General features: G+C 74.6%; 19 protein-coding genes and 1 tRNA gene. 12 read left to right on the plus strand and 8 right to left on the minus strand.

All coding sequences use genetic code 11. From position 1 onward, the window contains the following. Nucleotides 1-242: 242 nt before the first annotated feature. From AC4H2H_RS13190 to AC4H2H_RS13200, 3 genes are all read right to left on the minus strand, one after another. Nucleotides 243-1,505 carry an ABC transporter permease gene (locus AC4H2H_RS13190; protein WP_494371268.1) on the minus strand — a complete coding sequence of 421 codons (1,263 nt, stop codon included), beginning with the start codon at nucleotides 1,503-1,505 and terminating at the stop codon, nucleotides 243-245. Beyond that, the gene (locus AC4H2H_RS13195) at nucleotides 1,502-2,479 is read right to left on the minus strand and encodes an ABC transporter ATP-binding protein (protein ID WP_494371269.1); all 978 of its coding nucleotides are present in this window, start codon (nucleotides 2,477-2,479) and stop codon (nucleotides 1,502-1,504) included. The genes AC4H2H_RS13190 and AC4H2H_RS13195 overlap by 4 nt, the downstream gene beginning before the upstream one ends. Nucleotides 2,480-2,574: 95 nt before the next feature. Further along, nucleotides 2,575-3,180, minus strand: coding sequence for a TetR/AcrR family transcriptional regulator (locus AC4H2H_RS13200; protein ID WP_494371270.1), 606 nt, complete (start codon nucleotides 3,178-3,180; stop codon nucleotides 2,575-2,577). 196 nt (nucleotides 3,181-3,376) lie between these two features. On the opposite strand from AC4H2H_RS13200, the gene AC4H2H_RS13205 reads away from it, so the two are divergent. The 10 genes from AC4H2H_RS13205 (at nucleotide 3,377) to AC4H2H_RS13250 (ending at nucleotide 13,486) form a co-directional block, all read left to right on the plus strand. Then, a tRNA-Gln gene (locus tag AC4H2H_RS13205) sits at nucleotides 3,377-3,448 on the plus strand. A gap of 31 nt (nucleotides 3,449-3,479) precedes the next feature. Then, the gene (glmU, locus tag AC4H2H_RS13210; RefSeq protein ID WP_494371271.1) at nucleotides 3,480-5,147 is read left to right on the plus strand and encodes a bifunctional UDP-N-acetylglucosamine diphosphorylase/glucosamine-1-phosphate N-acetyltransferase GlmU; all 1,668 of its coding nucleotides are present in this window, start codon (nucleotides 3,480-3,482) and stop codon (nucleotides 5,145-5,147) included. Nucleotides 5,148-5,193: 46 nt separating this feature from the next. After that, nucleotides 5,194-6,177 carry a ribose-phosphate diphosphokinase gene (locus AC4H2H_RS13215; RefSeq protein WP_494371272.1) on the plus strand — a complete coding sequence of 328 codons (984 nt, stop codon included), beginning with the start codon at nucleotides 5,194-5,196 and terminating at the stop codon, nucleotides 6,175-6,177. 25 nt (nucleotides 6,178-6,202) lie between these two features. Further along, nucleotides 6,203-6,814 (plus strand): SIMPL domain-containing protein, encoded by a 612-nt coding sequence (locus tag AC4H2H_RS13220; RefSeq protein WP_494371273.1) that lies wholly within the window; start codon nucleotides 6,203-6,205, stop codon nucleotides 6,812-6,814. 96 nt (nucleotides 6,815-6,910) lie between these two features. Then, a complete protein-coding gene (locus AC4H2H_RS13225) occupies nucleotides 6,911-7,642 on the plus strand; it encodes a GOLPH3/VPS74 family protein (RefSeq protein ID WP_494371274.1) in 732 nt (243 codons plus the stop codon). A 301-nt stretch (nucleotides 7,643-7,943) separates the two neighbouring features. After that, nucleotides 7,944-8,537 carry a 50S ribosomal protein L25/general stress protein Ctc gene (locus AC4H2H_RS13230; RefSeq protein WP_494371275.1) on the plus strand — a complete coding sequence of 198 codons (594 nt, stop codon included), beginning with the start codon at nucleotides 7,944-7,946 and terminating at the stop codon, nucleotides 8,535-8,537. 103 nt (nucleotides 8,538-8,640) lie between these two features. Next, nucleotides 8,641-9,243, plus strand: a complete 603-nt coding sequence (gene pth, locus AC4H2H_RS13235; protein ID WP_494371276.1) for an aminoacyl-tRNA hydrolase — start codon at nucleotides 8,641-8,643, stop codon at nucleotides 9,241-9,243. A gap of 138 nt (nucleotides 9,244-9,381) precedes the next feature. Continuing rightward, on the plus strand, nucleotides 9,382-10,563 hold the full coding sequence (locus AC4H2H_RS13240; RefSeq protein ID WP_494371277.1) for a glycosyltransferase: 1,182 nt from the start codon (nucleotides 9,382-9,384) through the stop codon (nucleotides 10,561-10,563). Beyond that, entirely contained in the window at nucleotides 10,560-12,305 is a 1,746-nt protein-coding gene (locus AC4H2H_RS13245) for a polysaccharide biosynthesis tyrosine autokinase (protein ID WP_494371278.1), read from the plus strand. Before AC4H2H_RS13240 ends, AC4H2H_RS13245 begins: the two co-directional genes overlap by 4 nt. Beyond that, nucleotides 12,302-13,486: a glycosyltransferase gene (locus AC4H2H_RS13250; protein ID WP_494371279.1), complete on the plus strand. Its 1,185-nt coding sequence runs from the start codon at nucleotides 12,302-12,304 to the stop codon at nucleotides 13,484-13,486. The genes AC4H2H_RS13245 and AC4H2H_RS13250 overlap by 4 nt, the downstream gene beginning before the upstream one ends. On the opposite strand, the gene AC4H2H_RS13255 is transcribed toward AC4H2H_RS13250, so the two are convergent. From AC4H2H_RS13255 to AC4H2H_RS13275, 5 genes are read right to left on the minus strand one after another with little or no spacing between them, the layout of a single operon-like run. After that, entirely contained in the window at nucleotides 13,434-14,582 is a 1,149-nt protein-coding gene (locus tag AC4H2H_RS13255; RefSeq protein WP_494371280.1) for a glycosyltransferase, read from the minus strand. The genes AC4H2H_RS13250 and AC4H2H_RS13255 overlap by 53 nt on opposite strands. Then, nucleotides 14,579-15,616 (minus strand): glycosyltransferase, encoded by a 1,038-nt coding sequence (locus AC4H2H_RS13260; RefSeq protein ID WP_494371281.1) that lies wholly within the window; start codon nucleotides 15,614-15,616, stop codon nucleotides 14,579-14,581. Before AC4H2H_RS13260 ends, AC4H2H_RS13255 begins: the two co-directional genes overlap by 4 nt. Further along, nucleotides 15,613-16,770 (minus strand): glycosyltransferase family 4 protein, encoded by a 1,158-nt coding sequence (locus tag AC4H2H_RS13265; RefSeq protein ID WP_494371282.1) that lies wholly within the window; start codon nucleotides 16,768-16,770, stop codon nucleotides 15,613-15,615. The genes AC4H2H_RS13260 and AC4H2H_RS13265 overlap by 4 nt, the downstream gene beginning before the upstream one ends. Beyond that, nucleotides 16,767-18,104 (minus strand): O-antigen ligase family protein, encoded by a 1,338-nt coding sequence (locus AC4H2H_RS13270; RefSeq protein WP_494371283.1) that lies wholly within the window; start codon nucleotides 18,102-18,104, stop codon nucleotides 16,767-16,769. The genes AC4H2H_RS13265 and AC4H2H_RS13270 overlap by 4 nt, the downstream gene beginning before the upstream one ends. Beyond that, the gene (locus AC4H2H_RS13275) at nucleotides 18,101-20,143 is read right to left on the minus strand and encodes a glycosyltransferase (protein WP_494371284.1); all 2,043 of its coding nucleotides are present in this window, start codon (nucleotides 20,141-20,143) and stop codon (nucleotides 18,101-18,103) included. The genes AC4H2H_RS13270 and AC4H2H_RS13275 overlap by 4 nt, the downstream gene beginning before the upstream one ends. A 184-nt stretch (nucleotides 20,144-20,327) precedes the next feature. On the opposite strand from AC4H2H_RS13275, the gene AC4H2H_RS13280 reads away from it, so the two are divergent. Beyond that, on the plus strand, nucleotides 20,328-21,371 hold the full coding sequence (locus tag AC4H2H_RS13280; protein ID WP_494371285.1) for an NAD-dependent epimerase/dehydratase family protein: 1,044 nt from the start codon (nucleotides 20,328-20,330) through the stop codon (nucleotides 21,369-21,371). Nucleotides 21,372-21,423: 52 nt separating this feature from the next. Continuing rightward, complete coding sequence (locus tag AC4H2H_RS13285; RefSeq protein WP_494371286.1) at nucleotides 21,424-22,302, plus strand: glycosyltransferase family 2 protein; 879 nt, start codon at nucleotides 21,424-21,426, stop codon at nucleotides 22,300-22,302. Nucleotides 22,303-22,305: the final 3 nt, after the last annotated feature.

The raw sequence follows: 22,305 nt of genomic DNA on the forward strand, positions 1-22,305 counted from the left end.
GGGCGGGGTGGGTGGGGGCGCCGCGTCGTGGTCGGGCCTGGCGGGAGCGACGCGAGGAACGAGCGGCGCGGATGGTAGACGCGGCGCCCCCACCCACCCCGCCCTCCCAACCCGACCACGTGCCGTCCGACACAAGAACCACGGTTCTACCTCGCGCGACCACGGTTCTACTTCGGCAGACCACGGTTCTACTTCGCGCGATCGGGGTTCTCCCTCGCGCGATCGGGGGTGGCACCTCGGGGTCAGGCGGCGCGCAGGGCGTCCTTGAGCTTCACGCGGGCGCCGGTGCGCAGGACGGCGTTGGAGTAGATCTTCGCGGCGAGCCACACGAGCACCGGGATGAGCGCGATCGAGAGACCGAGGGCGAGGAGCGCCTCCCAGGTCTCGGCGCTGCCGAGGGCGATGCGCACGGGCATGAGGAGCGGCGAGCACAGCGGGACGTACGACAGCCAGACGACGAGCGGGTTGTCCGGGGCCCACGGGGCGACGGACACCCCGACGATGTAGGGCACGATCATGAGGAACGTGACGGGGGTGGTCACGGCGCCGACGTCCTCCTGGCGGGAGACCAGGGCGCCGAGACCGGCCATGAGCAGCGCGTAGCTGACGAACCCGACGACGAACCACACGAGCGCCCAGGCGGCGGCGGTCCCGAGGTCGATCGTCTCGGTGTCGACCAGCCCGAGCCCCAGGGCGGTCCCCACGCCCGCGATGACGACGAGCGCGACCTGCCCCAGGCCGACGAGCCCGATGCCGAGCACCTTGCCGGCCATGAGCTGCCACGGTCGCACGGTGGACAGCAGGAGCTCGACGACGCGGCTCGTCTTCTCCTCCACGACGCCCTGCGCGATGAGCTGGCCGCTGATCATGATGGCCATGAAGAGCAGGACACCGGTGACGAGGCCGGTGACGTAGCGGGCGGGGTCGAACTCGCTCGGCTCGCCGATGGTCCGCACGGTCGGCTCGGCGGTCGCCATGTCGCCCGCGACCTCGGCGGGGTCGCCGCCGAGGCTCGCGACGGCGTCGGACAGGGCGGTCTGCTGGGCGAGCGTCGTGAACACCGCCGTGAGCCCGGTCGAGAGCTCGGACTCCACGACGACGGTGGGGTCCTCGGGTGCGCCGGTGACGAGCGCGTCGAGGTCGCCGTCGCGGACCTGGGCCTCGCCCGCTGCCTCGTCCGCGACGTCGACGGTCTCGATGTCGGTCCCGAGCGCGGTGCCCGTCGCCTCGATGTCGCCGGCGAGCGGCGCCGTCTGCGACGTGACGCCGACGCGTTCTGCCGTCGGCTCGGACGAGCCCGCGAGGTTCAGCACGAACCCGCCGAGGACGACGGCGCCGACGAGGATGACCGTGAGCCACACGAACGACTTCGAGCGGAGCCGCGTCATGATCTCGCGGCTCGCGACGAGCCGGATCGCGCCCCAGGACGACAACGTCGTCGCCGTGCCCGTGCCGGTGCGCCGTCCCGTGGGCCGACGCCCTGTGGTCTGCTGTCCCGTGCTCATGCCCCCACCTCCACGGTCTCGGCGGTGGCGCCCGCCGTGCTGCCCTCGGCGCTGACCACGTCGCGGTAGAGATCCGTCAGCGACGGGCGGACCGGCGCGAACTCGTGCACCGGCCCCGCGGCGAGCGCCGCGCGCAGGACCGCCTGCTCCCGGCCGGCCGTGCCGTCACTGCTCGCGCCCCCGATCGGGCCGCCGCTCGGCGACAGCTCGACGACGGTGCGTGACCCCTCGAGGCGGACGGCCCGCGCCTCGGGCACCGCGCCGATCCACGTCGCCCCGGGCGGCCCGTCGACCACCCATCGCTCGGTCTCGGTCCGGCGCAGCTCGTCGATGGTCCCGACCTCGACCATCGCGCCGTCCTTGATGATCCCGACGCGGTCGCAGAGGCGCTCGACGAGGTCGAGCTGGTGGGAGGAGAAGACGACGGGGACACCCTCGTCCGCGCGGTCGCGCAGCACCCCGCTCATGACGTCGACGGCGACGGGGTCGAGGCCGCTGAACGGCTCGTCGAGCACGAGCAGGTCGGGGTCGTGCGCGAGCGCGGCGGCGAGCTGGACGCGCTGCTGGTTGCCGAGCGAGAGCTTCTGCACCTCGTCGCCGCGGCGCGCGTCGACGCCGAGGGTCGTGGTCCAGCGCTCCATCGCGTCCTTGGCGTCCGCGCCGGACAACCCGTGCAGCCGCGCGAGGTAGACGAGCTGCTCGCCGACCTTCATGCGCGGGTAGAGGCCGCGCTCCTCGGGCATGTAGCCGATGCGGCGGCGCGCGGCGAGGTCGATCGGTCGGCCGTCCCAGCGGACCTCGCCCCCGTCAGCGGCGAGCACGCCGAGCACGATCCGCATCGTCGTCGTCTTGCCGGCGCCGTTGGAGCCGACGAAGCCGAAGATCTCGCCCTCGCGCACGTCGAAGGAGGTTCCGCGCAACGCGTGCACCGCGCCGTAGGACTTGGTCAGCGAGTCGATCTCGAGTGTCGCCATGGGGTCAGCAAACCACCGGTGCGGCCCCGGCACCCGGGACATTCGTCATGACCTTCCCCAGCGGGAGCAGGGGGGGTCGCGGGCTTCGCCCGGGGCTAGCCCTTCGCGTCCGTGATCAGCCGGGGTCGCTTCTCCATGTCGGCGAGCCCGTTCCACGCGAGGTTGACCAGGTGCGCGGCGACCTCCGTCTTCTTCGGCGAGCGTGCGTCCAGCCAGTACTGGCCGGTGAGCGCGACCATCCCGACGAGCATCTGCGCGTAGATCGGCGCGACCTTGGGGTCGAGCCCGCGCGTGCGGAACTGGTGGGCGAGCAGGTGCTCCACCTGAGCCGCGACGTCGCCGATGAGGCTCGAGAACGTCCCGGTGGCCTGGGCGACGGGGGAGTCGCGCACGAGGATGCGGAAACCGTCCTCGGACGCCTCGATGTACGACAGCAGCGCCAGCGCGGTCCGCTCGAGCAGGACCTTGGGGTGGCCACCCTGGTCGAGCGCGCCGGAGAGGGCAGCGGTGAGCGCCTGCACCTCGCGGTCCACGACGACGGCGTAGACGCCCTCCTTGCCGCCGAAGTGCTCGTACACGACCGGCTTGGACACCTCCGCGCGGGCCGCGATCTCCTCGACGCTCGTCCCCTCGAACCCCTTCTCCGCGAACAGCCCGCGGCTCACGACGAGCAGCTGCTCGCGCCGCTGGCTCGCGGTCATGCGGGAACGGGGGGTACGTCGGGGCTCGGCCACGAGGACCATCATGCCGTGCTGTGGTGCGGGCCACGGTGCGGATGGGGCGAGTCGGACACCCTGCGTCGTCGTGCACGGAGGCCGACCTGGCAGACTGTTCCCCGACCCACCCCGCCCCGCGGCGGCCCGGGAACAGCCGGGACGGACGCGTGACCGGGTCCGGTCCGCCTTGGTGTAATCGGCAGCACAAGGGTTTTTGGTGCCCTTGGTCCAGGTTCGAGTCCTGGGGGCGGAGCTTCGTGCCACCGAGATCGAGGGGAACACCCATGGAAGCTCAGCAGGGAATCGACGCGAGCGTCGCCCCCGCTGCCGTGATCGTCCTCGCCGCAGGCGAGGGGACGCGGATGAAGTCGTCCACCCCGAAGATGCTGCACACGCTCGCGGGCCGCAGCCTGCTCGGGCACGTGCTCGTCGCGGCGCGCTCTCTCGACCCGGAGCTGCTCGCCGTCGTCGTGCGGCACGAGCGGGACCGCGTCGCCGAGCACGCGCAGGGGGTGGACCCCCAGGCGCTGGTCGTCGACCAGGACGAGATCCCCGGGACGGGTCGCGCGGTGCAGTGCGCGCTGACCGCGCTCGACGCGAAGGCGCACGCCCAGGCGCTGCTCCACGGCGTGCCCGACGGCGAGGAGGGGCGCGGGCTCGGTGACGGGCTCGAGGGCCCGGTCGTCGTCACCGCGGGCGACACGCCCCTGCTCGACGGCGGCACGCTCGCCCAGCTCCTCGCGGCGCACGTCACGGACGGCAACGCGGTGACCCTGCTGACGACCGAGCTCGACGACGCGACGGGCTACGGGCGCGTCGTGCGCGACGCGTCCGGCGACGTCCAGCGGATCGTGGAGCACAAGGACGCCTCCGTCGAGGAGCTGCTGATCCGCGAGATCAACGCCTCGATCTACGTGTTCGACGCCGCGGTGCTGCGTCGCGGGCTCGCCACCCTCGGGCGCGACAACGCGCAGGGCGAGGTCTACCTCACGGACGTCGTCGCGGCGGCGCGCGCCGAGGGCGGTGCCGTGCGCGCGCTCGTCTCCGACGACCCGACGGTCGTCGAGGGCGTCAACGACCGCGTCCAGCTCTCCGTCCTGCGGGCCGAGATGAACCGCCGGATCCTCGAGGACTGGATGCGCGCGGGCGTGACGGTCGTCGACCCGGCCACGACGTGGGTCGACGTCGACGTCGAGCTCGCGCGCGACGTGACCCTGCTCCCCGGCACGCAGCTCCACGGGGCGACGGTCGTCGCCGAGGGCGCGACGGTCGGCCCGGACACGACGCTCGTGGACACCGAGGTCGGCGCCGGTGCGACGGTGACCCGCACGCACGGCAGCCTCGCGGTGCTCGGCGCGGGGACGAGTGTCGGCCCGTTCGCCTACCTGCGCCCCGGCACGGTGCTCGGCGCCCAGGGCAAGATCGGCACGTTCGTCGAGACGAAGAACGCGGAGATCGGCGAGGGGTCGAAGATCCCGCACCTGTCGTACGTCGGCGACGCGACGATCGGCGCGCACACGAACATCGGCGCCGCGTCGGTCACCGTCAACTACGACGGCGTGCACAAGCACCGCACCGTGATCGGCTCCCACGCGCGCACGGGCGCCGACAACATGTTCGTCGCCCCGGTGAGCGTCGGCGACGGCGCGTACACCGCCGCGGGTTCCGTCATCCGCCGCGACGTGCCCGCGGGCGCACTCGGCGTGAGCGGCGGGCAGCAGCGCAACATCGAGGGCTGGGTCGAGCGCCGTCGCCCGGGCACGGCAGCCGCCGACGCGGCCGCGGCCGCGCGCGCGAACGACCCCGAGGCTCCGCCGATCGGCGCGCAGGCCCAGGCTCAGCTCGCGGACCAGAGCGCGGCCGCCACGGCCGAGCGCCCGACGCCGCCCCCGCCCGGCCCCGACCTCGAGAGCACGCTCGACGCCCTGCGCACCGCGCGCGCGACGGACTGACCCCACGACCCCGACCCCGTCACCGGACCCCACCGAAGGAACCCGCATGAGCAGCACGATCGCCGGAAACGGGGACAAGTCCCTCGTCCTCGCCTCGGGACGCGCGCACCCCGAGCTCGCCAACGACGTCGCGCGGGAGCTGGGCATCGACCTGCTGCCCACGACCGCGTACGACTTCGCGAACGGCGAGATCTACGTCCGCTTCGGGGAGTCCGTGCGCGGCGCGGACGTGTTCATCCTGCAGAGCCACACCGCGCCGATCAACCAGTGGATCATGGAGCAGCTGCTCATGGTCGACGCCGCCAAGCGCGCCTCGGCCCGCACGATCACGGTCGTCCAGCCCTTCTACGGCTACGCCCGCCAGGACAAGAAGCACCGCGGCCGCGAGCCGATCTCGGCCCGCCTCATGTCCGACCTGTTCACCGCCGCGGGCGCCGACCGCCTCATGAGCGTGGACCTGCACGCCGCGCAGACGCAGGGCTTCTTCAACGGTCCCGTCGACCACCTGTGGGCGATGCCGATCCTCACCGACTACGTGCGCACGCGCGTCGACACGTCGAACGTCACCGTCGTCTCGCCCGACGCCGGCCGCATCCGCGTCGCCGAGCAGTGGGCGGCCAAGCTCGGGGGCGGGCCGCTCGCGTTCGTCCACAAGACGCGCGACATCACGCGCCCCAACCAGTCCGTCGCCAACCGCGTCGTCGGCGAGGTCGAGGGCCGCGACTGCGTGCTCGTGGACGACCTCATCGACACCGGGGGCACGATCGCGGAGGCCGTCCGGGTCATCCTCGCCGCGGGCGCGAGGTCGGTCGTCGTGGCCGCGACGCACGGCGTGCTGTCCGACCCGGCCGCGCAGCGCCTGTCCGAGTGCGGCGCGAGCGAGGTCGTCATCACCGACACGCTGCCGATCGCCGCGGACAAGCAGTTCCCGCAGCTCAAGGTCCTGTCCATCGCGCCGCTCGTCGCACGGGCGATCCGCGAGGTGTTCGACGACGGCTCGGTCACCTCGCTCTTCGACGGCAACAGCTGACGGTCCACGCAGTGGGAGGCGGGCGATGAGCACCTCGGGAGTGACGACCACCGGTCAGGGCGCGGTGACGGCCGCGCCGGACGTCGCCGTCGTCGAGCTGGGCGCGGAGGCGAGCGCCCCGGGCGTGCAGGACGCGCTCGACCGCGCGAACGCGGGGCTCGCCGCCGCGCGCGACGCGCTCGTCGCGGCCGGGGTCGCGCCGGCGGACGTCCGCACGTCGCAGACGTCGACGTGGACCGAGCAGCGCGAGGAGGGCCCGCGCACGACGGCGCGGCTCACCCTCCGCGCGACCGTGCGCGACGTCGCGGCGTGCGGCGAGGTCGTCCGTGCGGCGCTCGACGCCGCAGGTCCCGTCGCGCGGCTGGACTCGACGAGCCTCTCCGTCGGCGACCCGGGGCCGCTCGCCGTCGCGGCGCGTGACGCCGCGTTCGCCGACGCCCGGTCGCGTGCCGAGCAGTACGCGCGCCTCGCGGGGCGCTCGCTCGGGCCCGTCGTCGAGATCCGTGAGGATCTCGGGGGCCCGGGTCCGGTGCCGCGGATGCTCGCGGCGAAGGTCGCGAGCGACGCGCTCGTCGTCGAGCCGGGGACGCAGGAGGTCCGCGCGAGCGTCACCGTGCGCTGGGAGCTCGCGGACTGACCCTGCGCGTGCTCGATCCGTGCGTGGGGGACGAGCACGTCCGAGCCGTGACAAACGGCAGGGGTCGGCGTCTGCGGCGGGTCGTAGCGTGGACGCATGCTCATCCTCGAGGACTACCTGCTGCTCACGCTCGACGACGTGACCGGGAAGGCCGTCATCGACGCCTCGTACCGTGAGCAGGTCGCCGCGGGTGCCCTGCTGGTCGAGCTCGCGCTCCTGGGCCGCGTCGACCTCGCGGGCGACGGCAACGGCGGACGGGTCGGGCGCATCGTCGTGCGCGACCCTTCTCCGACGGGCAACGCGCTGCTCGACGAGTCGCTCGCCGTCGTCCGGTCTCGCGAGGGATCGACGCCGAAGGCCCTGGTCGCACCCCTCGCGAAGCTCAGGCCGGCGTCGCGCGCGATCGCCTCGCTCGCCGACCGGGGCGTCCTGCGGCGCGAGGACGGTCGGGTGCTCGGGATCTTCCCGACCACCCGCTGGCCCGCCGCCGACTCGCGCCACGAGGACACCGTCCGGGCCGACCTGTGGCGGGTCCTGGTCGACGGCGGCGTCCCCGACGAGCGCACGGCCGCGCTCGTCGCCATCCTGTCCGCGACGGGGCAGGCGGGGCGCGTCCTCGCCGCGGGCGGCGACCGGGGCGCGCCGGGCGTCGTGGACGCAGGTCAGGAGTGGAGCGGTGCCCGCCGTCGCGAGGTGGACCGGCGCGCGCAGGAGATCGCGCGGTCGAGCTGGGCCAGCGCGGCGGTCAAGGCCTACGTCGACGAGATCACCGCGGTGATCCTCTTCGGCGTGACGGTGGCGGCGACGGCGGGTGCGACGTCGGGCTGAACGTCGGGTGGCCGTCCGGTTTCGCCGGGCCGCCGCGCCCGGGTACAGTAGTCAGGTTGCCTCGGCGAGGGACGTCTGACGGCCGGCAGCGCTGGACCGGTGAGCACACCGGCGGCGCGGGACCGCGAGTGTCAGCCAGACCTGTTGGATCTCCGTTATCGACTGGGCGGTCGTCCTCCTGCGCGCCCGTCACACGTCCCGCGCCGACGCAGCCGCCCGTCCGGGTGGCTTCTCACCGTCCGGACAGCCGACCGCTCCCCACTGGTGGCCGGCCCGCAACGTTCTTCCAGGAGTGATCCACGTGTCCGAGATCAAGCTCGTCGCCGAGGCCCGCACCGAGTTCGGCAAGGGTGCCGCCCGCCGCATCCGCCGCGCCGACAAGATTCCCGCCGTCCTCTACGGGCACGGCACCGACCCGCTGCACGTGACCCTCCCGGGTCACGACACGATGATGGCGCTCAAGCACTCGAACGCGCTCTTCTCCATCGAGCTCGAGGGCAAGGCACAGCTCGCCATCACGAAGGACGTCCAGCGCGACCCGGTCCGCAACGTCATCGAGCACGTCGACCTGCTCCTCGTGAAGAAGGGCGAGAAGGTCGCCGTCGACATCCCCGTCGTCGTGACGGGCGAGTCCGCGCCCGGCACGATCCACATCGTCGAGCTGCAGACCCTCGCGGTCGAGGCCGAGGCGACGCACCTTCCCGAGTCGATCGAGGTCTCCATCGAGGGCCTCGTGGCCGGCTCGCAGATCCTCGCGGGCGACGTCCCGCTCCCCGAGGGCACGGTGCTCACCGCCGACGCCGACCTCCTCGTGGTCGCCATCACCGAGCCGCAGGGCGAGGCGAGCGACGCCGGCGCCGACGAGTCGGCCGAGCCGGCCGCCGAGGGCGAGTGACCTCGCACTGAGCTGCACCGATCTCCCGCGCAGCGCCCGGCACCTCATGGTGCCGGGCGCTGCGTGCACCTCCCTCTGAACCACGACGAAGGGCTGCCCTGACATGACCGACCAGCCGTGGCTCGTCGTCGGGCTCGGGAACCCCGGCCCGACGTACGCGGGCAACCGTCACAACGTCGGACACATGGCCCTCGACGTCCTCGCCGGCCGTGCCGCCGCGCGGTTCGCGCGCCACCCCCGCGCGCAGGCCGTGGTCGCGGAGGCGCGCCTCGGCATGCTGCCCGGCGGGCGACCGGGGCCGCGCGTCGTCCTCGCGAAGCCCACGACGTACATGAACGTCTCGGGCGGCCCGGTCTCGGGGCTCGCGAGGTACTACGGGATCGAGCCGGACCACGTCGTCGTGGTCCACGACGAGGTCGACATCCCGTTCGGCACCGTCAAGCTCAAGATCGGCGGGGGCGAGGGCGGCCACAACGGTCTGCGCGACATCACCAAGGCGCTGGCTACCAAGGACTACGTGCGCGTACGAGCCGGTGTCGGGCGCCCGCCGGGCCGCCAGGACACCGCCGACTTCGTGCTCAAGGACTTCAAGGGGCCCGAGGCGAAGGAGCTGCCGTTCCTGCTCGACGACGCCGCGGACGCCGTCGAGATGCTGCTCACCGAGGGCCTCCTCGCGGCCCAGGGGAAGTTCCACACCAAGGCCTGACCGCGCGCCGTGCGAGCGTGCCCGAGACCGTACGGGCATGCCAGGACGCCCGTTTTCACCCGGGTGACGTCCCTTCGTCCCCCTCTCGCAGCGGCCTCGCCGACCTAGGCTGGACGTCTGCGCTCGCGAGGAGGACCGATGACCCACGGTGTCGCGCTCGCGCACGACTACGCGACACAGCGGGGTGGTGCCGAGCGGGTGGCGCTGCTGCTGGCAGACGCCTTTCCCGGTTCGCCGATGTACACGACGCTGTACGACCCCGCGGGGACGTTCCCCGAGTTCGAGGGGCTCGACCTGCGCACGTCCGCGCTCGACCGGGCGGGCATCCTGCGGCGCCACCACCGCCTGGCGCTCCCGTTCCTCGCCCCCGCGGTGGACCGCCAGCGCGTCGACGCGGACGTGCTCGTCGCGTCCTCCACCGGCTGGGCCCACGGGTACCGCGGTGCGCGGCGCACGGTCGTCTACTGCCACGCACCGGCTCGCTGGCTCTACCAGCGCGACCGCTACCTCGGGCCCGCGAAGGGGTCCGTCGCGCACCGGGCCCGACGGCGGGCGGCGGCCGCGGCGCTCGGCCTCGTCTCCCCGGGGCTGCGCCGGTGGGACGTCGCGGCCGCAGGACGTGCGGACGTGTACCTCGCCAACTCGACCGTCACGCAGCGGGCGGTCCGCGACGCGTACGGCATCGAGGCGGAGGTGCTCCCGCCACCGCCGGCGATGCTCCCGACCGGTGAGGAGCGCGAGGTCCCAGGCGTCGAGCCCGGGTTTCTGCTGTGCGTCGCGCGGCTCCTGCCGTACAAGAACGTCGACGTCGTGATCGAGGCCGCGCAGGCGACCGGGCGGACGCTCGTCGTCGTCGGCGACGGCCCGGACCGCGGCCGGCTCCAGGCGTTGGCCGAGCGCAGCGCGGCGCCCGGCGGGCGGACCGCGCGGGGCCGCGTGCACCTGCTGGGCCGTGTCGACGACGCCACGCTGCGCTGGGTCTACCGCAACGCCTCGGCCCTCGTGGCCGCGTCGTACGAGGACTACGGGCTCTCGCCGCTCGAGGCGGGCGCGTTCGGGCGCCCGAGCGTCGTGCTCCGCGACGGCGGGTACCTCGACACCGTCTCCGACGGCGTCAACGGTGTCTTCTTCGATGCGCCCCGCCCCGATCTCGTCGCCGCGGCCGTCGAGGTGTCGGCCGCGCGACCGTGGGATGATGACGCCGTGAGGGAGCACGTCGCGGGCTTCGGCCGGGACCGGTTCGTCGAGCGGCTTCGCGGCGTGGTGTCCGGCCGCCCGGAGGCCGCCTCACGAGCGTCCGGCGGAGGAGGTGGCCGATGACGATCAGGGAGTTCCTCCGGACGATCTGGGACGGCAAGTACTACGTCCTCGTCGCCGTGCTCGTCGTCGTCGCCGGCGCCGCGTTCTACGTCGAGCGCCAGGACACGGTCTACGAGTCGACGGCCTCGGTGCAGGTCGTCGCGGCCGAGTCCGTGCCGGGCGCGAACCAGCAGGCCTCCTCCGTGACGGTCGACACCGACCCCGAGATCGTGCGACTTCCCGCCGTGATCGAGCCGGCGGCCACGGAGCTCGGCGACGGGACGGCGCCCCGCGCGCTCGCGGCGTCCGTGCAGGCCTTCTACGACCCGGAGACCCGGACCATGTCCGTGGTCGCCCAGGCGGGGACGCCCGAGGTCGCGGTCGTGCGCGCGAACATCGTGGCGCAGGCCTACATCGCCCACCTCCCCACCGTCCTCGACGGGCAGGTCGCCGCGCTCGACGAACGACGCGAGGCCCTGCGTGTGCAGCTCGACGCCATCCAGGCCGAGCTCGCCGCCGACGCGGCCGACCCGCTCGCCCTCGCCGAGCGCGACACGATCGTCGAGCAGTACCAGTCGATCTCGGCCCTGCGGAGCACGTTCGAGTCGATCGTGAGCCCCGCGGTCCTCGTGGACCCGGCGACGTCGGCCGTGCCGCTCGGCATGCCCTCTCTGGTCGTCCTCGCGCTGGCGGTGCTCACCGGTCTGCTCGCCGGGGTCGGGCTGGCCTTCGCGCGGCGCGGGCTGGACCTGCGCGTCCGTGGTCCGGGCGAGGCCGCCGGCCTCGCCCAGACGCCGGTGCTCGCCGAGCTCTACGACGTGCGCGGTGCGGACAAGGACTTCCGTCGGACCGGCAACCTGCCGGTCTCGAGCCGGCACGCCTCACCGTTCACCGAGTCCGTCCGCGAGCTGCGCACGGCGGTGCGCGTGTCCCTCGGCGACGCCCCGCACGCCGTCGTCATGGTGACGGCCGCCGACCCGCACGCTCCCCGGGCGTTCATCACGGCGAACCTCGCGGCCTCGTTCGCGCTGAGCGGTCGGCCGACGATCGTCCTGTGCGGCGACCTGCGGAGGCCGCAGCTCGCGGAGCTGCTCCCGGCCCCGACGGGGTGGCAGGGCTCGGCGCTCGAGCTGCGTCCGACACGCATCCCCAACCTGCGTCTGATGCCGGTGCACGACGAGGAGATGGACCCGGCCGACTTCCTCGCGACGGCCCAGGTCCGGACGATGGTCGAGCGCCTGAAGGACGAGGGGGCGATCGTCGTGGTGGACGCGCCCCCGGTCCTGGCCGCGGCCGACGCGACCATCCTCGGCGGCTACGCCAACGGCGTCGTCCTCGTCGCCTCGCTCGAGCGGACCGACCGCGCCGTGCTCCAGGAGGCGGCCGAGAGGCTGCGCATCAACCACGTGCCCCTGGTCGGCGTCGCCCTCGCCGGGGTGAAGGGCGACCGGCGCATGCACTACGCGACGTCCTACGGGACGGACGCCCCGCTCGTCGCGACGGCGGAGGCGCCCGACGCCACGGCGGGCGAGCCGGACGCCGCCGGTCCGCCGGACGAGCCGGCCACGACCGGGACCGGCGCCGCAGAACCGGCTGCCGAGCCCGACGCCGAGCCGCGCGGGTCCGCGGAGAGCAGGGCGCAGCGGCGCCGGCTCGAGCCGCAGTGGGCGAAGGTCCCGGCGTCCGAGGAGAGCGCCGCGGACCTCCCCGAGGAGACCGAGAGCGACACCGCGGGGATCCGGCGCCGACCCTTCCGATGGTGAGCACGCCCGACCCGCGGACCGTGCGGGTCCTCGTGCTCGACCACACCGCGGAGCTCGGGGGCGCGGAGCTCGCGCTGGTCCGGCTGTGCACCGCGCTGGACACGTCGGTCTCGGTGGGGTGCGTCCTCTTCGCGGACGGGCCGCTCGTCGGGCTGCTGACGGCTCGGGGGGTCGACGTGCAGGTGGTCGCGATCGACCCGGCGCTCGGCCGTGCGTCCCGCGACGAGCTCGGGTCCGTGCGCGGCGGGCAGCTGCGGCGGGCACGGGCGGCCCTCCGCTTCCAGCGCACGCTGCACCGGGTCATCCGCGAGGCCGAGCCGGACGTCGTCCACACGACCTCGCTCAAGGCGGACCTCCTCGCTCTGGTGCCGGCCGCGCTGGCGCGACGTCCGCTCGTCTGGCACGTGCACGACCGGATCGCCCCCGACTACCTCCCGCGGCCGCTCGTCGTCGCGGTGCGGCTGGCGTCGTGGCTGCCGCGAGCGCTCGTGACGAACTCGCTCGCGACGGCGGCCACCCTGCCGCGCCGGTCCACGGTCGCCCGTCCGGGCCTGGAGCCTGGCCAGGTGCGGGCGGTCCCGCGCGAGCGGCCGGGAGGACCGCCGGTCGTGGGGCTCGTCGGGCGGATCAGCCCGACGAAGGGGCAGCGCGAGCTGGTCCGTGCGGCCCCGCTGGTCCTGGCGCGGCACCCCGGCACGACGTTCCGGGTGGTCGGGGCGACGACGTTCGGGGAGGACGGCTACGAGGAGAGCGTCCGCGCCGAGGCGCAGGCGCTCGGGGTGGCGCACGCCGTCGTGTGGACCGGCAGGGTCGACGACCCCGCACAGGAGCTCGACCGGATGACCGTCCTGGTGCACGCCTCGCCCGTGCCGGAGCCGTTCGGCCAGGTCGTCGCCGAGGCCATGGCGCGCGGCGTCCCGGTGGTCGCGACGGACGCCGGCGGCGTGCCCGAGATCGTGGGTCGGGGTCCGCAGGCCCTCGGCCTCCTGGTGCCCCCGGGTGACGTGGAGGCCCTCGCCGCCGCGGTCGTGGCGGCGCTGGACCGTCCCGATCAGGCCGAGGAGCGCGCACGGCGGGCGTGGCGGGAGGTGCAGGAGCGCCTGACGGTCGGGTCGACGGCGCGTGCGGTCACCGCGGTGTGGCGACGTGCCGCGCGACCCGGGCGACGACGTCGGCCATGAGCGCGGCCTGACGCTGCCAGGTCGGCAGGCCGGGCGGGGGTGGCAGGACCGCCGCCGAGGGCTCCCGCAGAGCGGCGCGGAGGGCGTCCGGGAAGGCGGCGGCGTCGGCCACGACGACCTGCTCGGCGGCGAGGTCGCGGAAACCCGCCACGGGCGTCGAGACGACGCTCCTCCCGGCGGCCAGGTACTCGTAGGCCTTGATCGGGTCCAGGCTCTCCGTGAACGCGGACACGACGTGGGGGACGAGGAGGACGTCCGCGTGCTGGAGGTAGGCGGGGACGTCGTCGCGGGGCCGGCTGCCCAGCATCACGACGCCCGCGTGCTCCAGCCGGGCGAGCGTCGTCCGGTCCACGTCGACGACCGGCCCGACGAGCACGACCCGGCCGGTGCCGTCGAGGTGCCGGGCGGTCCGCTCGAGGAGCCGCAGGTCGAAGCGGTCGGGGTGGACGGTGCCCAGGTAGAGTGCGACGGGTGCTTCGGGCAGGTCCGGCGGGCGGGGGTACGGCGCCCGGTACCGCTCGAGGTCGACGCCGTTGGTCACGAGCGTGACGTCGCGCCGTGCCCCCTTGGTGGCGGCGAGGCCCGGCGAGCAGACCACGACCTCGGCGCAGTGCTCCAGCAGGGCGTCCTCGTCCGCGACGAGGCGGTCGTGCTCGTCGGGGCTGCGGTCGGCCGCGAGCCAGTCGTCGGTGACGTCGTACAGCGCGGGCCAGGGTGTGCGGGCGAGCATCCTGGCGCCGGAGGGGTCGTTGACCCACAGGACGGGCGAGTCCATCCGGAGCCGGCGGGCGGCCCGCTCGGTCGCCCGGGCGAGCCGCTCGTCCACCCGGCGGTCGAGCCGGCGTGGGAGCGCCTTGGTGGGCTCGAGCAGCCACAGCCGGCCCGGCCCGACGCCCTCGGGCAGCGGGCCCCTGCGCAGCCCCCGGCCCCGGCGCGGTGCGCGGCCGCGGCTCACCTGGAACAGCGGGTCCGCCGACGGCTCGACGAACAGGACGCGCAGGTGCGGGTCGGCGCGCAGCATCCCGGCGAGGAGGTACTGGTTGCGGCGCCAGACGGCGTCCCACGTCTCCAGGGACACCACCACGAGGTCGGTCATGCGCGCCCCAGCACCGCGCGGTAGACCGCCGTCGTGCCGTCGACCCAGGCGGCGATGCTGAACTCGTCGCGCCGGCGCGCACGGGCGGCGTGCCCCAGTGCTTCGCGCCGGCCGGGCGAGGCCGCGAGCGCGGAGAGCGCGGCACCGGCTGCGGCGGCGTCCGCCGGGTCGTAGAGCGCCGTCGGGTCGAGGCCCTCGAGGAGCTCGACGTGGCCCCCGGCCGCCGCCGCGACGACGGGCAGGCCGCTCGCCATCGCCTCGAGGACGCTCAGCCCCAGCCCTTCGACGGGGCACGGCGCGAGCAGCAGGGCAGCGCGGGCCATGAGGGCGTCGACGTCGTCGCGACGCCCGAGGAAGCGCACGTGCGGAGCGATGCCGAGCTCGTCGGCGAGCGACTCGAGCTGCGGCCGCAGGGCGCCGTCTCCCGCGAGGTCGAGGCGCCAGCCGGCCCCGCCGAGGCCGGACGCCGCGAAGGCGTGCAGGGCGAGGTCCGTGCGCTTCTCCGGCTCGTGGCGCTGGGCGACGAGCACCACGGGGTCGCGTCCGTCGGCGGGGCGACCGGGGTCGCGGTCCTCGACCCCCGGGTGCACGACGGTGCACGGCCCCTCGACGGCGTCGGCCACGTACCGGCTGATCGCGAGCTGGGCCGCCACGGGTCGGCGGGCCACCGCCGCGACGGCGGGACCGAGGCGTCCGGTCCCGCGGGGCCGTGCGAAGTGCCGGGTGCTGACGACGGGGCCGACGCCGTGCCGGGTGAACGTCGCGACGGCCGCCGCGATCTCGGCGGCCGTCATGTGGACGTGCACGACGTCGGCGCCCGGGCCGTGGGTCAGCAGCGCACCCAGCACGGCCGTGGTCGTGGCGGCGGGTACGACGCGGACCGGGCCTGCACCCGTCGCCGTGCGCATCCAGGTCGGGTCGCCGCCCACGACGACGACATCGTCGCCGCGCTCCGCCTGGGCGCGCGCGAGGGTCGCGACGTGGCGCTCGACGCCCGCGAACCCGTCGGACCGCACCGCGTGCAGGACCCTCATGCGCGCGACCTCGTGCGGCCCGCAGTCCCGGACCGCGGCGGCAGCGCCTCGAGCACGTCGAGGTAGCGGCGGGCCACGGCGGTCCACGAGTGCTCCAGCGCCACGGTGCGGGACGCGTCCGAGAGCGCCGCCCGGTCGCGGGCCGCGAGGTCCCGCACGGCGGCGGCGACGGCGGCGGGGTCGCCCGTCACGACGTGACCGGTGACGCCGTCCGTCACGACGTCGGGCACGCAGCCGACCGCCGTCGCGACGACGGGGACGCCGCACGCGAGCGCCTCGAGGACCACGAGCCCGAAGGACTCGTAGGTGCTGGGCAGGACGAGCGCGTCGGCCGCGGCGAGCACCGGGCGCGGGTCGCCGAGGGCGCCGTGCAGGTGGACGCGTCCGGTCAGGCCCCGGCCCTCCACCTGGCCCCGCAGCGCCGCGACCATCGAGTCGGTGCCGCCGACCACCGAGAGGTGGACGGCGGGGTCGAGCCGTTCGAGGGCGTCGAGGACGACGGGCAGGCCCTTGCGCTCGTACTCGTGGCCGACGAAGACGAGATGGGTCGTGCCGTCCGGCAGGTCCAGGTCGCGCCGGGCCCGCTCCCGCTCGGCGGCGGTCGGCGGCACGTACCGCTCCACGTCGACGCCGTTGCCGAGGACGACCGTCGGGGGGCGGAGCCGGGGGTAGGTCCGGCGCAGCGCGGCGTCGTCCTCGGCGACGAGGTCGACGACGAGGCGGTGCGTGCGTCCGGAGTAGCGCAGGTGGTCGCGCGCGGCGATGAACAGGTGCATGGGGTTGCGCAGCATCCGCAGCGCGTAGGCGCCGCGCGAGCGCATCGCGACCTGGAGGATGCCGTGGTTGACGTAGACGTCGCCGGCGAGCGCGTCGTTGTGGCACACCCCGACGACGTCGCCGAGGCGGCCGAGCCGGTCGAGACGGCGCCGCGCGAGCACGGTGCCGACGGTGGAGAACCACACCACGCGGGCGGCGAGCACGAGCTTGCCGCGCGCACCGGTCCCCGGTTCGGGCAGCCACGAGCCGGCCGCGTCCGCCAGGGTGAACCGTGCGGTCTCGACACCGAGCCGGTCCCACTCCTGCTCCAGGTGGTGGGCGACCGCGCCGACCCCCGTCCCAGGGCCGAGGGTGGGAACGATCTGCAGGATCCTCATCGGCGTGCGGTCTCCATCTCACGGACGGACGGCAGGTCGCCGTCGGGGTCGATCGTCACGAGGCCGGAGCGGAACGCCTCGCGGGAGCGGGCGTACGCCTCGGCGCCAACGCACACCCCGGCGACCGCGAAGGGGAGGGTGACGACGATGGCCGACCAGAAGAGGTCGAACTGGCCCTGGACGAACCGGGACAGGAGCACCGTGAGCGCGAGGGTGCCGAACCGGGGGTTCATGCGCCACAGCACGACGACGCTCCCCCCGAAGAGCACGAGGAACCCGAGCAGGCCGACCAGCCCGGCGGACGACAGCACCTCGAGCTCCGCGTTGGGTGGCTGGAAGCCGTACTCCGTGCGCCCGGCGGTCCACCACCGCAGGCCCACACCGAACCACGGGCTGGTGCGCCATACCTCCAGCGCCTGCTGGTACCAGGTGAGCCGCTGGTTCGCGGAGTTGAACTCGTTGTCCGACGAGAGCTGCTCCTGGACGGCGAGCCACACGAACCAGATCGCCGGGATCGCCGCGAGCAGGATGAGCTTGGACCTCTTGCGGTCGGGGTCCGAGCGCAGCGTGATGATCATGACGCCGACGGCCAGGCCGACGAGGGCCTGGCGTGCCTGGGACGCGACGACGCCGAGCGTGCACAGGGCGAACGAGAGGTGCGCGAACCAGCGGGGCCAGCCGACCCACCACGGCCGGGCGTAGGCGACGAGGGCGGCGATGCCGAGCACGCACCCGACGAAGTTCTTGTGCATCCCGTACGGCCACGAGAGATAGACCGGGCCGTCGTACCCGATGGCCAGGTTCTGGAGCGCCGTCACGCACGTGGCCGCCGCGATGACGAGGCACGGGACCATGAGCAGCGTGAGGGCGACGCGCGCGCGGCCCGCGCGGCCCACGGCCCAGCCCACGACGAGGGCGCCGCCCGTCGACAGCCAGGCGTGGAACCACTCGACGGTGTTGGCGAGGTAGGGGTTGGCCACGACGGTGAAGAGCGTCGCGACCTGGTAGACGGCGGTGAGCCACAGCAGCGAGCGCATGGGCCGGGAGAACGGCCGGGGCCCGAGGACGAGGGCGGCCCAGAACGCGGCGAACACCGCGAGGTCGCTCAGGGTGAGGTCCACCCCGCCGGCGCTCACGCGCTGGACCACGATGACGGCGGGCATGGCGAGGACCGGCAGCGCGACGGGCTCGTACGCCGTCAGCCCGACCACGAGGACCACCGCGGCGGCCCCGACCGCGTACGGGGTGTAGGCGGGCACGAGGTATCCGACGAGCGCGAGCAGCGCCGCGACGACGACCGTCCCGACGACCCACGCGAGCGACCGGCGGATCACGACGACCCCGGTACCCGATACCGCTGCTCGGCCGCGGCGGGACCCCGGACGTGCAGGCGCAGGCGTCGTCGGGCGCTCTCCCGTGCCTCCCCGCGCGTGAGCACCGACCGCGCGGCGGAGCCGACGACGGCGCCCCCGCGCGCGACCCACCAGCCGGCCGCGCCGTGGTGCTTGCGCTGGAAGTGCTCCTGGGACGCGTGGAAGTGGGTGTCGCGCCGGACCGGGTCCGAGCTCGTCGCCCCGCCGAGATGGACGGCCACGACGCCCCGGTCGACGACGTGGCGCCAGCCGCGCAGGTTCGCGCGGTACGCCCAGTCGGTCTCCTCGGCGTAGAGGAAGAAGCGCTCGTCGAACCGGCCGACGTCGGCGAGCGCGTCGGCGGAGAGCAGCAGCACGGAACCCACGACGAAGCTCCGGTCGGGCCGCACGGGGCGCAGCCGCCCCAGCCCGACGGCCTCGACCCACGTCGCCCACGGCGACGGGTAGGGCCACACGACGCGCGCGGGACGGCCGTCGCCGTCGACCTGCGCCGGGCCGACGCTCGCCGTCCGCGCGGACGCGTGCAGCGTCCGGACGAGGCGGCGCACGTCGTCGAGCGAGACCACGGCGTCGGGGTTCAGGAGGAGGACGTCGCGCCCCGGTTCCTGGCGGTGCGCGAGGGCGTGGTTGACGCCCGCCGCGAAGCCCCCGTTGCGTCCCGGGTCGAGGTACCGCCCGCCGGCCAGCTCGACGATCTCGCGGATCCGGGGGAGGGAGGAGTTGTCGACGACCGTGAGCGGGAGCTTGCCCACGAGCGGCGCGAGCGCACTCTCGACGAGCTCGGGCGCGCCGTACGCGACCAGGACGACCTCGGGGTCCTCGTGCTCGCGTCCCGCACGGGCCGGCGGGGAGGACGTCCGTGCGTCGATCGCCGCGTACAGCTCCCGGTACCGGTCGGCGACGTGCTCCCACGTGCACGCGGCGGCCCGTCGCAGCCCGGCCTCGCGCAGGGAGGCGGCGAGCTCCGGGTCGGTGACGACGCGGACGACGGCGGTGCGCAGGGCCTCCGCGTCGTCGGGCGGGACGAGCACGCCGGCGTCCGCGACGACGTCGGGCAGCGCACCCGTCCTCGTCGCCACGACCGGGACGCCGCAGGCCATCGCCTCGACCGCGACCCGACCGAACTGCTCGACCCAGCCCGGCGTCTCGCGCGACGGCACCGCGAGGACGTCGAGCGTGCGGTAGAAGTCGGCCATCGCGCCGTCGGCGAGCGTCCCGACGAAGCGCACCCGGTCGCCCAGCGGGCGGGCACGCTCGCGCAGCGCGTCGCCCTGCGGGCCGTCGCCGGCGACGTGCAGCTCCAGACGGTCGTCGGCGGCGACCGCGTCGAGCAGGACGTCCACGCCCTTGTGCGGCGCGAGGCGCCCGGCGTAGCCCACGAGCGCCCGGCCGCCGCGGGGCGTGGTCCCGGGGGACGCCGAGCCGGTGGGCGCCGACCCGGGGTGGAAGACGTCCGGGTCGATCCCGAGGGGGATCGTCTCGACGAGCCCGCGCGCCCCCTTGCGGCGCACGACGCGGCCCGCCTCGTCGTTGCACACGGAGACCGCGGCGGCACCGTGCAGCGCCCGGCGCTCGAACCACCGGAACGGCCACGGGTAGCGCTTGTCGAGGTTCTGCGCCGAGTACAGGACGTAGGGCGCGACCGGGCCGGGGTCCCGGCCACGCAGCCGGTCGACGGCGCGGCGGGCCCACCGCAGGGCGAGCACCTCGGCGGTCGCGAGGGCGAAGGGCTCCTCGTGCAGGTCCAGCACGTCCCAGCGCTCGGCAAGCAGCCGCCACAGCGGTCGCGGGTCGTAGACGAACAGCGCCGGGTGCGTGCCGAGGGTCCGGGCTCCCGTGACGAGCTCGCCGGGCCGGGGCTCGAGCCGCACCCGCGCGCCACCCTCGTCCCAGGCCCGCGCCGACACCAGGTGCACGTCGGTGCCGCCGCGCCGCAGTGCGCGCTCACGCTCGCGCCACGCCGTCACGACGGCGCTGTGGGAGACGCGAAGGACCTTCACGCTGCGATTCTTCCCCAGCGTGCCCCCGCTGCGGTCGTCCCGGGGCGGATATCACCCGGTCGATCTGTGCCGATCCGCGGATTTGCGGTGCGTCCGCGCGAATTCCACCCGCTCGGGGCCTTCCGTCGTGCCGCAGGATGGGTAAGTTCGGTCCCGACCAGCCAGCCCGAGGAGGGGGAGTGCCGTGCGCGTGCTCGTCGACGGTGACCGTGGATACATCGGGGCGGTGCTCGTGCCGTTCTTCAGAGCCGCGGGCCACGAGGTGGTGGGGCTCGACGTCGGCTGGTACGACGGGTGCGACTTCGGTCCGCCCGTCAGTGGCTACGAGCAGCGCACGGGCGACATCCGCGACGTGCGGCCCCGCGACCTCGAGGGGTTCGACGCCGTGGTGCACCTCGCGGCGATCTCCAACGACCCGCTGGGCCACCTCAACCCGGACGCGACGTACGCGGTGAACGCGCACGGCGCGGTGCACATGGCACGCACCGCGAAGGAGGCCGGCGTACCGCGCTTCCTCTTCTCGTCGTCGTGCTCGCTCTACGGGGCGGGTGGCGACGCCGCGGTCGCCGAGGACGGCGCGTTCCGGCCCGTCACGCCCTACGGTGAGAGCAAGGTCATGGCCGAGGAGGGCATCTCGGCGCTCGCGGACGACACGTTCTCGCCGTCGTACCTGCGCAACGCGACGGCGTACGGGTCGTCCCCGCGGCTGCGGGCCGACATCGTCGTCAACAACCTGACGGGCACCGCGTTCACGCGCGGCGAGGTGCGGCTGCAGTCGGACGGGTCGCCGTGGCGGCCGCTCGTCCACGTGGAGGACATCGCCCGGGCGTTCCTCGCGACGCTCGAGGCGCCGCGCGACGTCGTGCACGACGAGGCGTTCAACGTCGGCCGCGACGAGGACGTCGTGCAGGTGCGGACCATCGCGGAGCAGGTCAGCGAGATCACCGGCGCCCCGGTGTCGTTCGCGGCGGGCGCCGGCCCGGACACGCGCGACTACCGCGTCGACTTCGGCAAGATCACGTCGGTGCTGCCGGCGTTCGCGCCGCGCTGGACCGTGCCGGACGGGGTCCGGCAGATCTGGGAGCACGCCGGGGAGCGCGGGCTGTCGGTCGAGGACTTCGAGGGCCCGCGCTTCGTGCGGCTGCGCCGCATCGAGGAGCTCGCCGCGTCGGGGCGGCTCGACCTGGGCGACCTGAGGTTGAGCGGTCGGGCGGGGCAGCCGGCGTGACCTCGCACAGCACGCGTCGACGTCGGCGCGCCGGCGGGGGGAGGGTCCGCACATGAGCGCGGCCGCACCACCCGTGAGCGTCTGCGTGCCGGTCTACAACGGCGAGCGGTTCCTCGACGAGACCCTGGCCTCGATCCGTGACCAGACCTTCGACGAGATCGAGATCGTCGTGTCCGACAACGGCTCGACGGACGCCACCTCCGAGATCTGCCGGCAGCACGCGTCCGAGGACGCGCGGATCCGGTACGTCCGCCACGACGTGAACCGGGGCGGACTCTGGAACTTCAACGAGTCGATCCGCCTCGCCCGCGGCGAGACGCTCAAGGTCGCGGCCGCGGACGACCTCCTCCGGCCGCGCTTCCTCGAGGCCTGCGTCGACGCGCTGCGGGCGGGCGGTCAAGAGGTGGTGCTCGCGTACCCGCGGACGCAGATCATCGACGAGCACGGGCTGGTGACCGAGAGCCTGAACGACGCGGCCCTGCGGGGAGACCGCTCGACACCGCACGAGCGCATCGCCGAGTTCCTCAGGGCGCAGGCCGCGCACCTCGTCTTCGGGCTCCACCGCACGGAGGTCCTGCGGACGACGCGTGGCTTCCGCCCGACGATCGGGAACGACGTCGTCGTCCTGACGGAGATGGCGTGCCGTGGGCGTTTCGCCCTGGTACCCGAGCAGCTCTTCCTGCAGCGTCGTCACTCGACGCAGTTCTCCGCCCAGGGCGCGCGCCAGGTGCAGTTCCACGCACCGGGCAAGAACGTCCGGTTCGACTTCCCGCACGCACGTCTCGCGGGGGAGCTGTGGTCGGCGGTGACGTCCTCCGACCTGCCGGCCGGCGAGACGGCTCGCTCGCTCTCCGCGGTGACGACGACCTGGATCCTCCCACGGTGGCGGGGGGTTGCCGGAGACGTGCGGCGCGCCGTCACCGGTCGCTAGCCC

This window comes from Cellulosimicrobium sp. BMG9.22, assembly GCF_059159975.1.

Excerpts from the sequence above, each read along its gene's own strand:
- AC4H2H_RS13190 (WP_494371268.1), bottom strand. The coding sequence starts at position 1,505 with ATGAGCACGGGACAGCAGACCACAGGGCGTCGGCCCACGGGACGGCGC.
- AC4H2H_RS13195 (WP_494371269.1), bottom strand. The coding sequence starts at position 2,479 with ATGGCGACACTCGAGATCGACTCGCTGACCAAGTCCTACGGCGCGGTG.
- AC4H2H_RS13200 (WP_494371270.1), bottom strand. The coding sequence starts at position 3,180 with ATGACCGCGAGCCAGCGGCGCGAGCAGCTGCTCGTCGTGAGCCGCGGG.
- glmU (WP_494371271.1), top strand. The coding sequence starts at position 3,480 with ATGGAAGCTCAGCAGGGAATCGACGCGAGCGTCGCCCCCGCTGCCGTG.
- AC4H2H_RS13215 (WP_494371272.1), top strand. The coding sequence starts at position 5,194 with ATGAGCAGCACGATCGCCGGAAACGGGGACAAGTCCCTCGTCCTCGCC.
- AC4H2H_RS13220 (WP_494371273.1), top strand. The coding sequence starts at position 6,203 with ATGAGCACCTCGGGAGTGACGACCACCGGTCAGGGCGCGGTGACGGCC.
- AC4H2H_RS13225 (WP_494371274.1), top strand. The coding sequence starts at position 6,911 with ATGCTCATCCTCGAGGACTACCTGCTGCTCACGCTCGACGACGTGACC.
- pth (WP_494371276.1), top strand. The coding sequence starts at position 8,641 with ATGACCGACCAGCCGTGGCTCGTCGTCGGGCTCGGGAACCCCGGCCCG.
- AC4H2H_RS13240 (WP_494371277.1), top strand. The coding sequence starts at position 9,382 with ATGACCCACGGTGTCGCGCTCGCGCACGACTACGCGACACAGCGGGGT.
- AC4H2H_RS13245 (WP_494371278.1), top strand. The coding sequence starts at position 10,560 with ATGACGATCAGGGAGTTCCTCCGGACGATCTGGGACGGCAAGTACTAC.
- AC4H2H_RS13255 (WP_494371280.1), bottom strand. The coding sequence starts at position 14,582 with ATGACCGACCTCGTGGTGGTGTCCCTGGAGACGTGGGACGCCGTCTGG.
- AC4H2H_RS13260 (WP_494371281.1), bottom strand. The coding sequence starts at position 15,616 with ATGAGGGTCCTGCACGCGGTGCGGTCCGACGGGTTCGCGGGCGTCGAG.
- AC4H2H_RS13265 (WP_494371282.1), bottom strand. The coding sequence starts at position 16,770 with ATGAGGATCCTGCAGATCGTTCCCACCCTCGGCCCTGGGACGGGGGTC.
- AC4H2H_RS13285 (WP_494371286.1), top strand. The coding sequence starts at position 21,424 with ATGAGCGCGGCCGCACCACCCGTGAGCGTCTGCGTGCCGGTCTACAAC.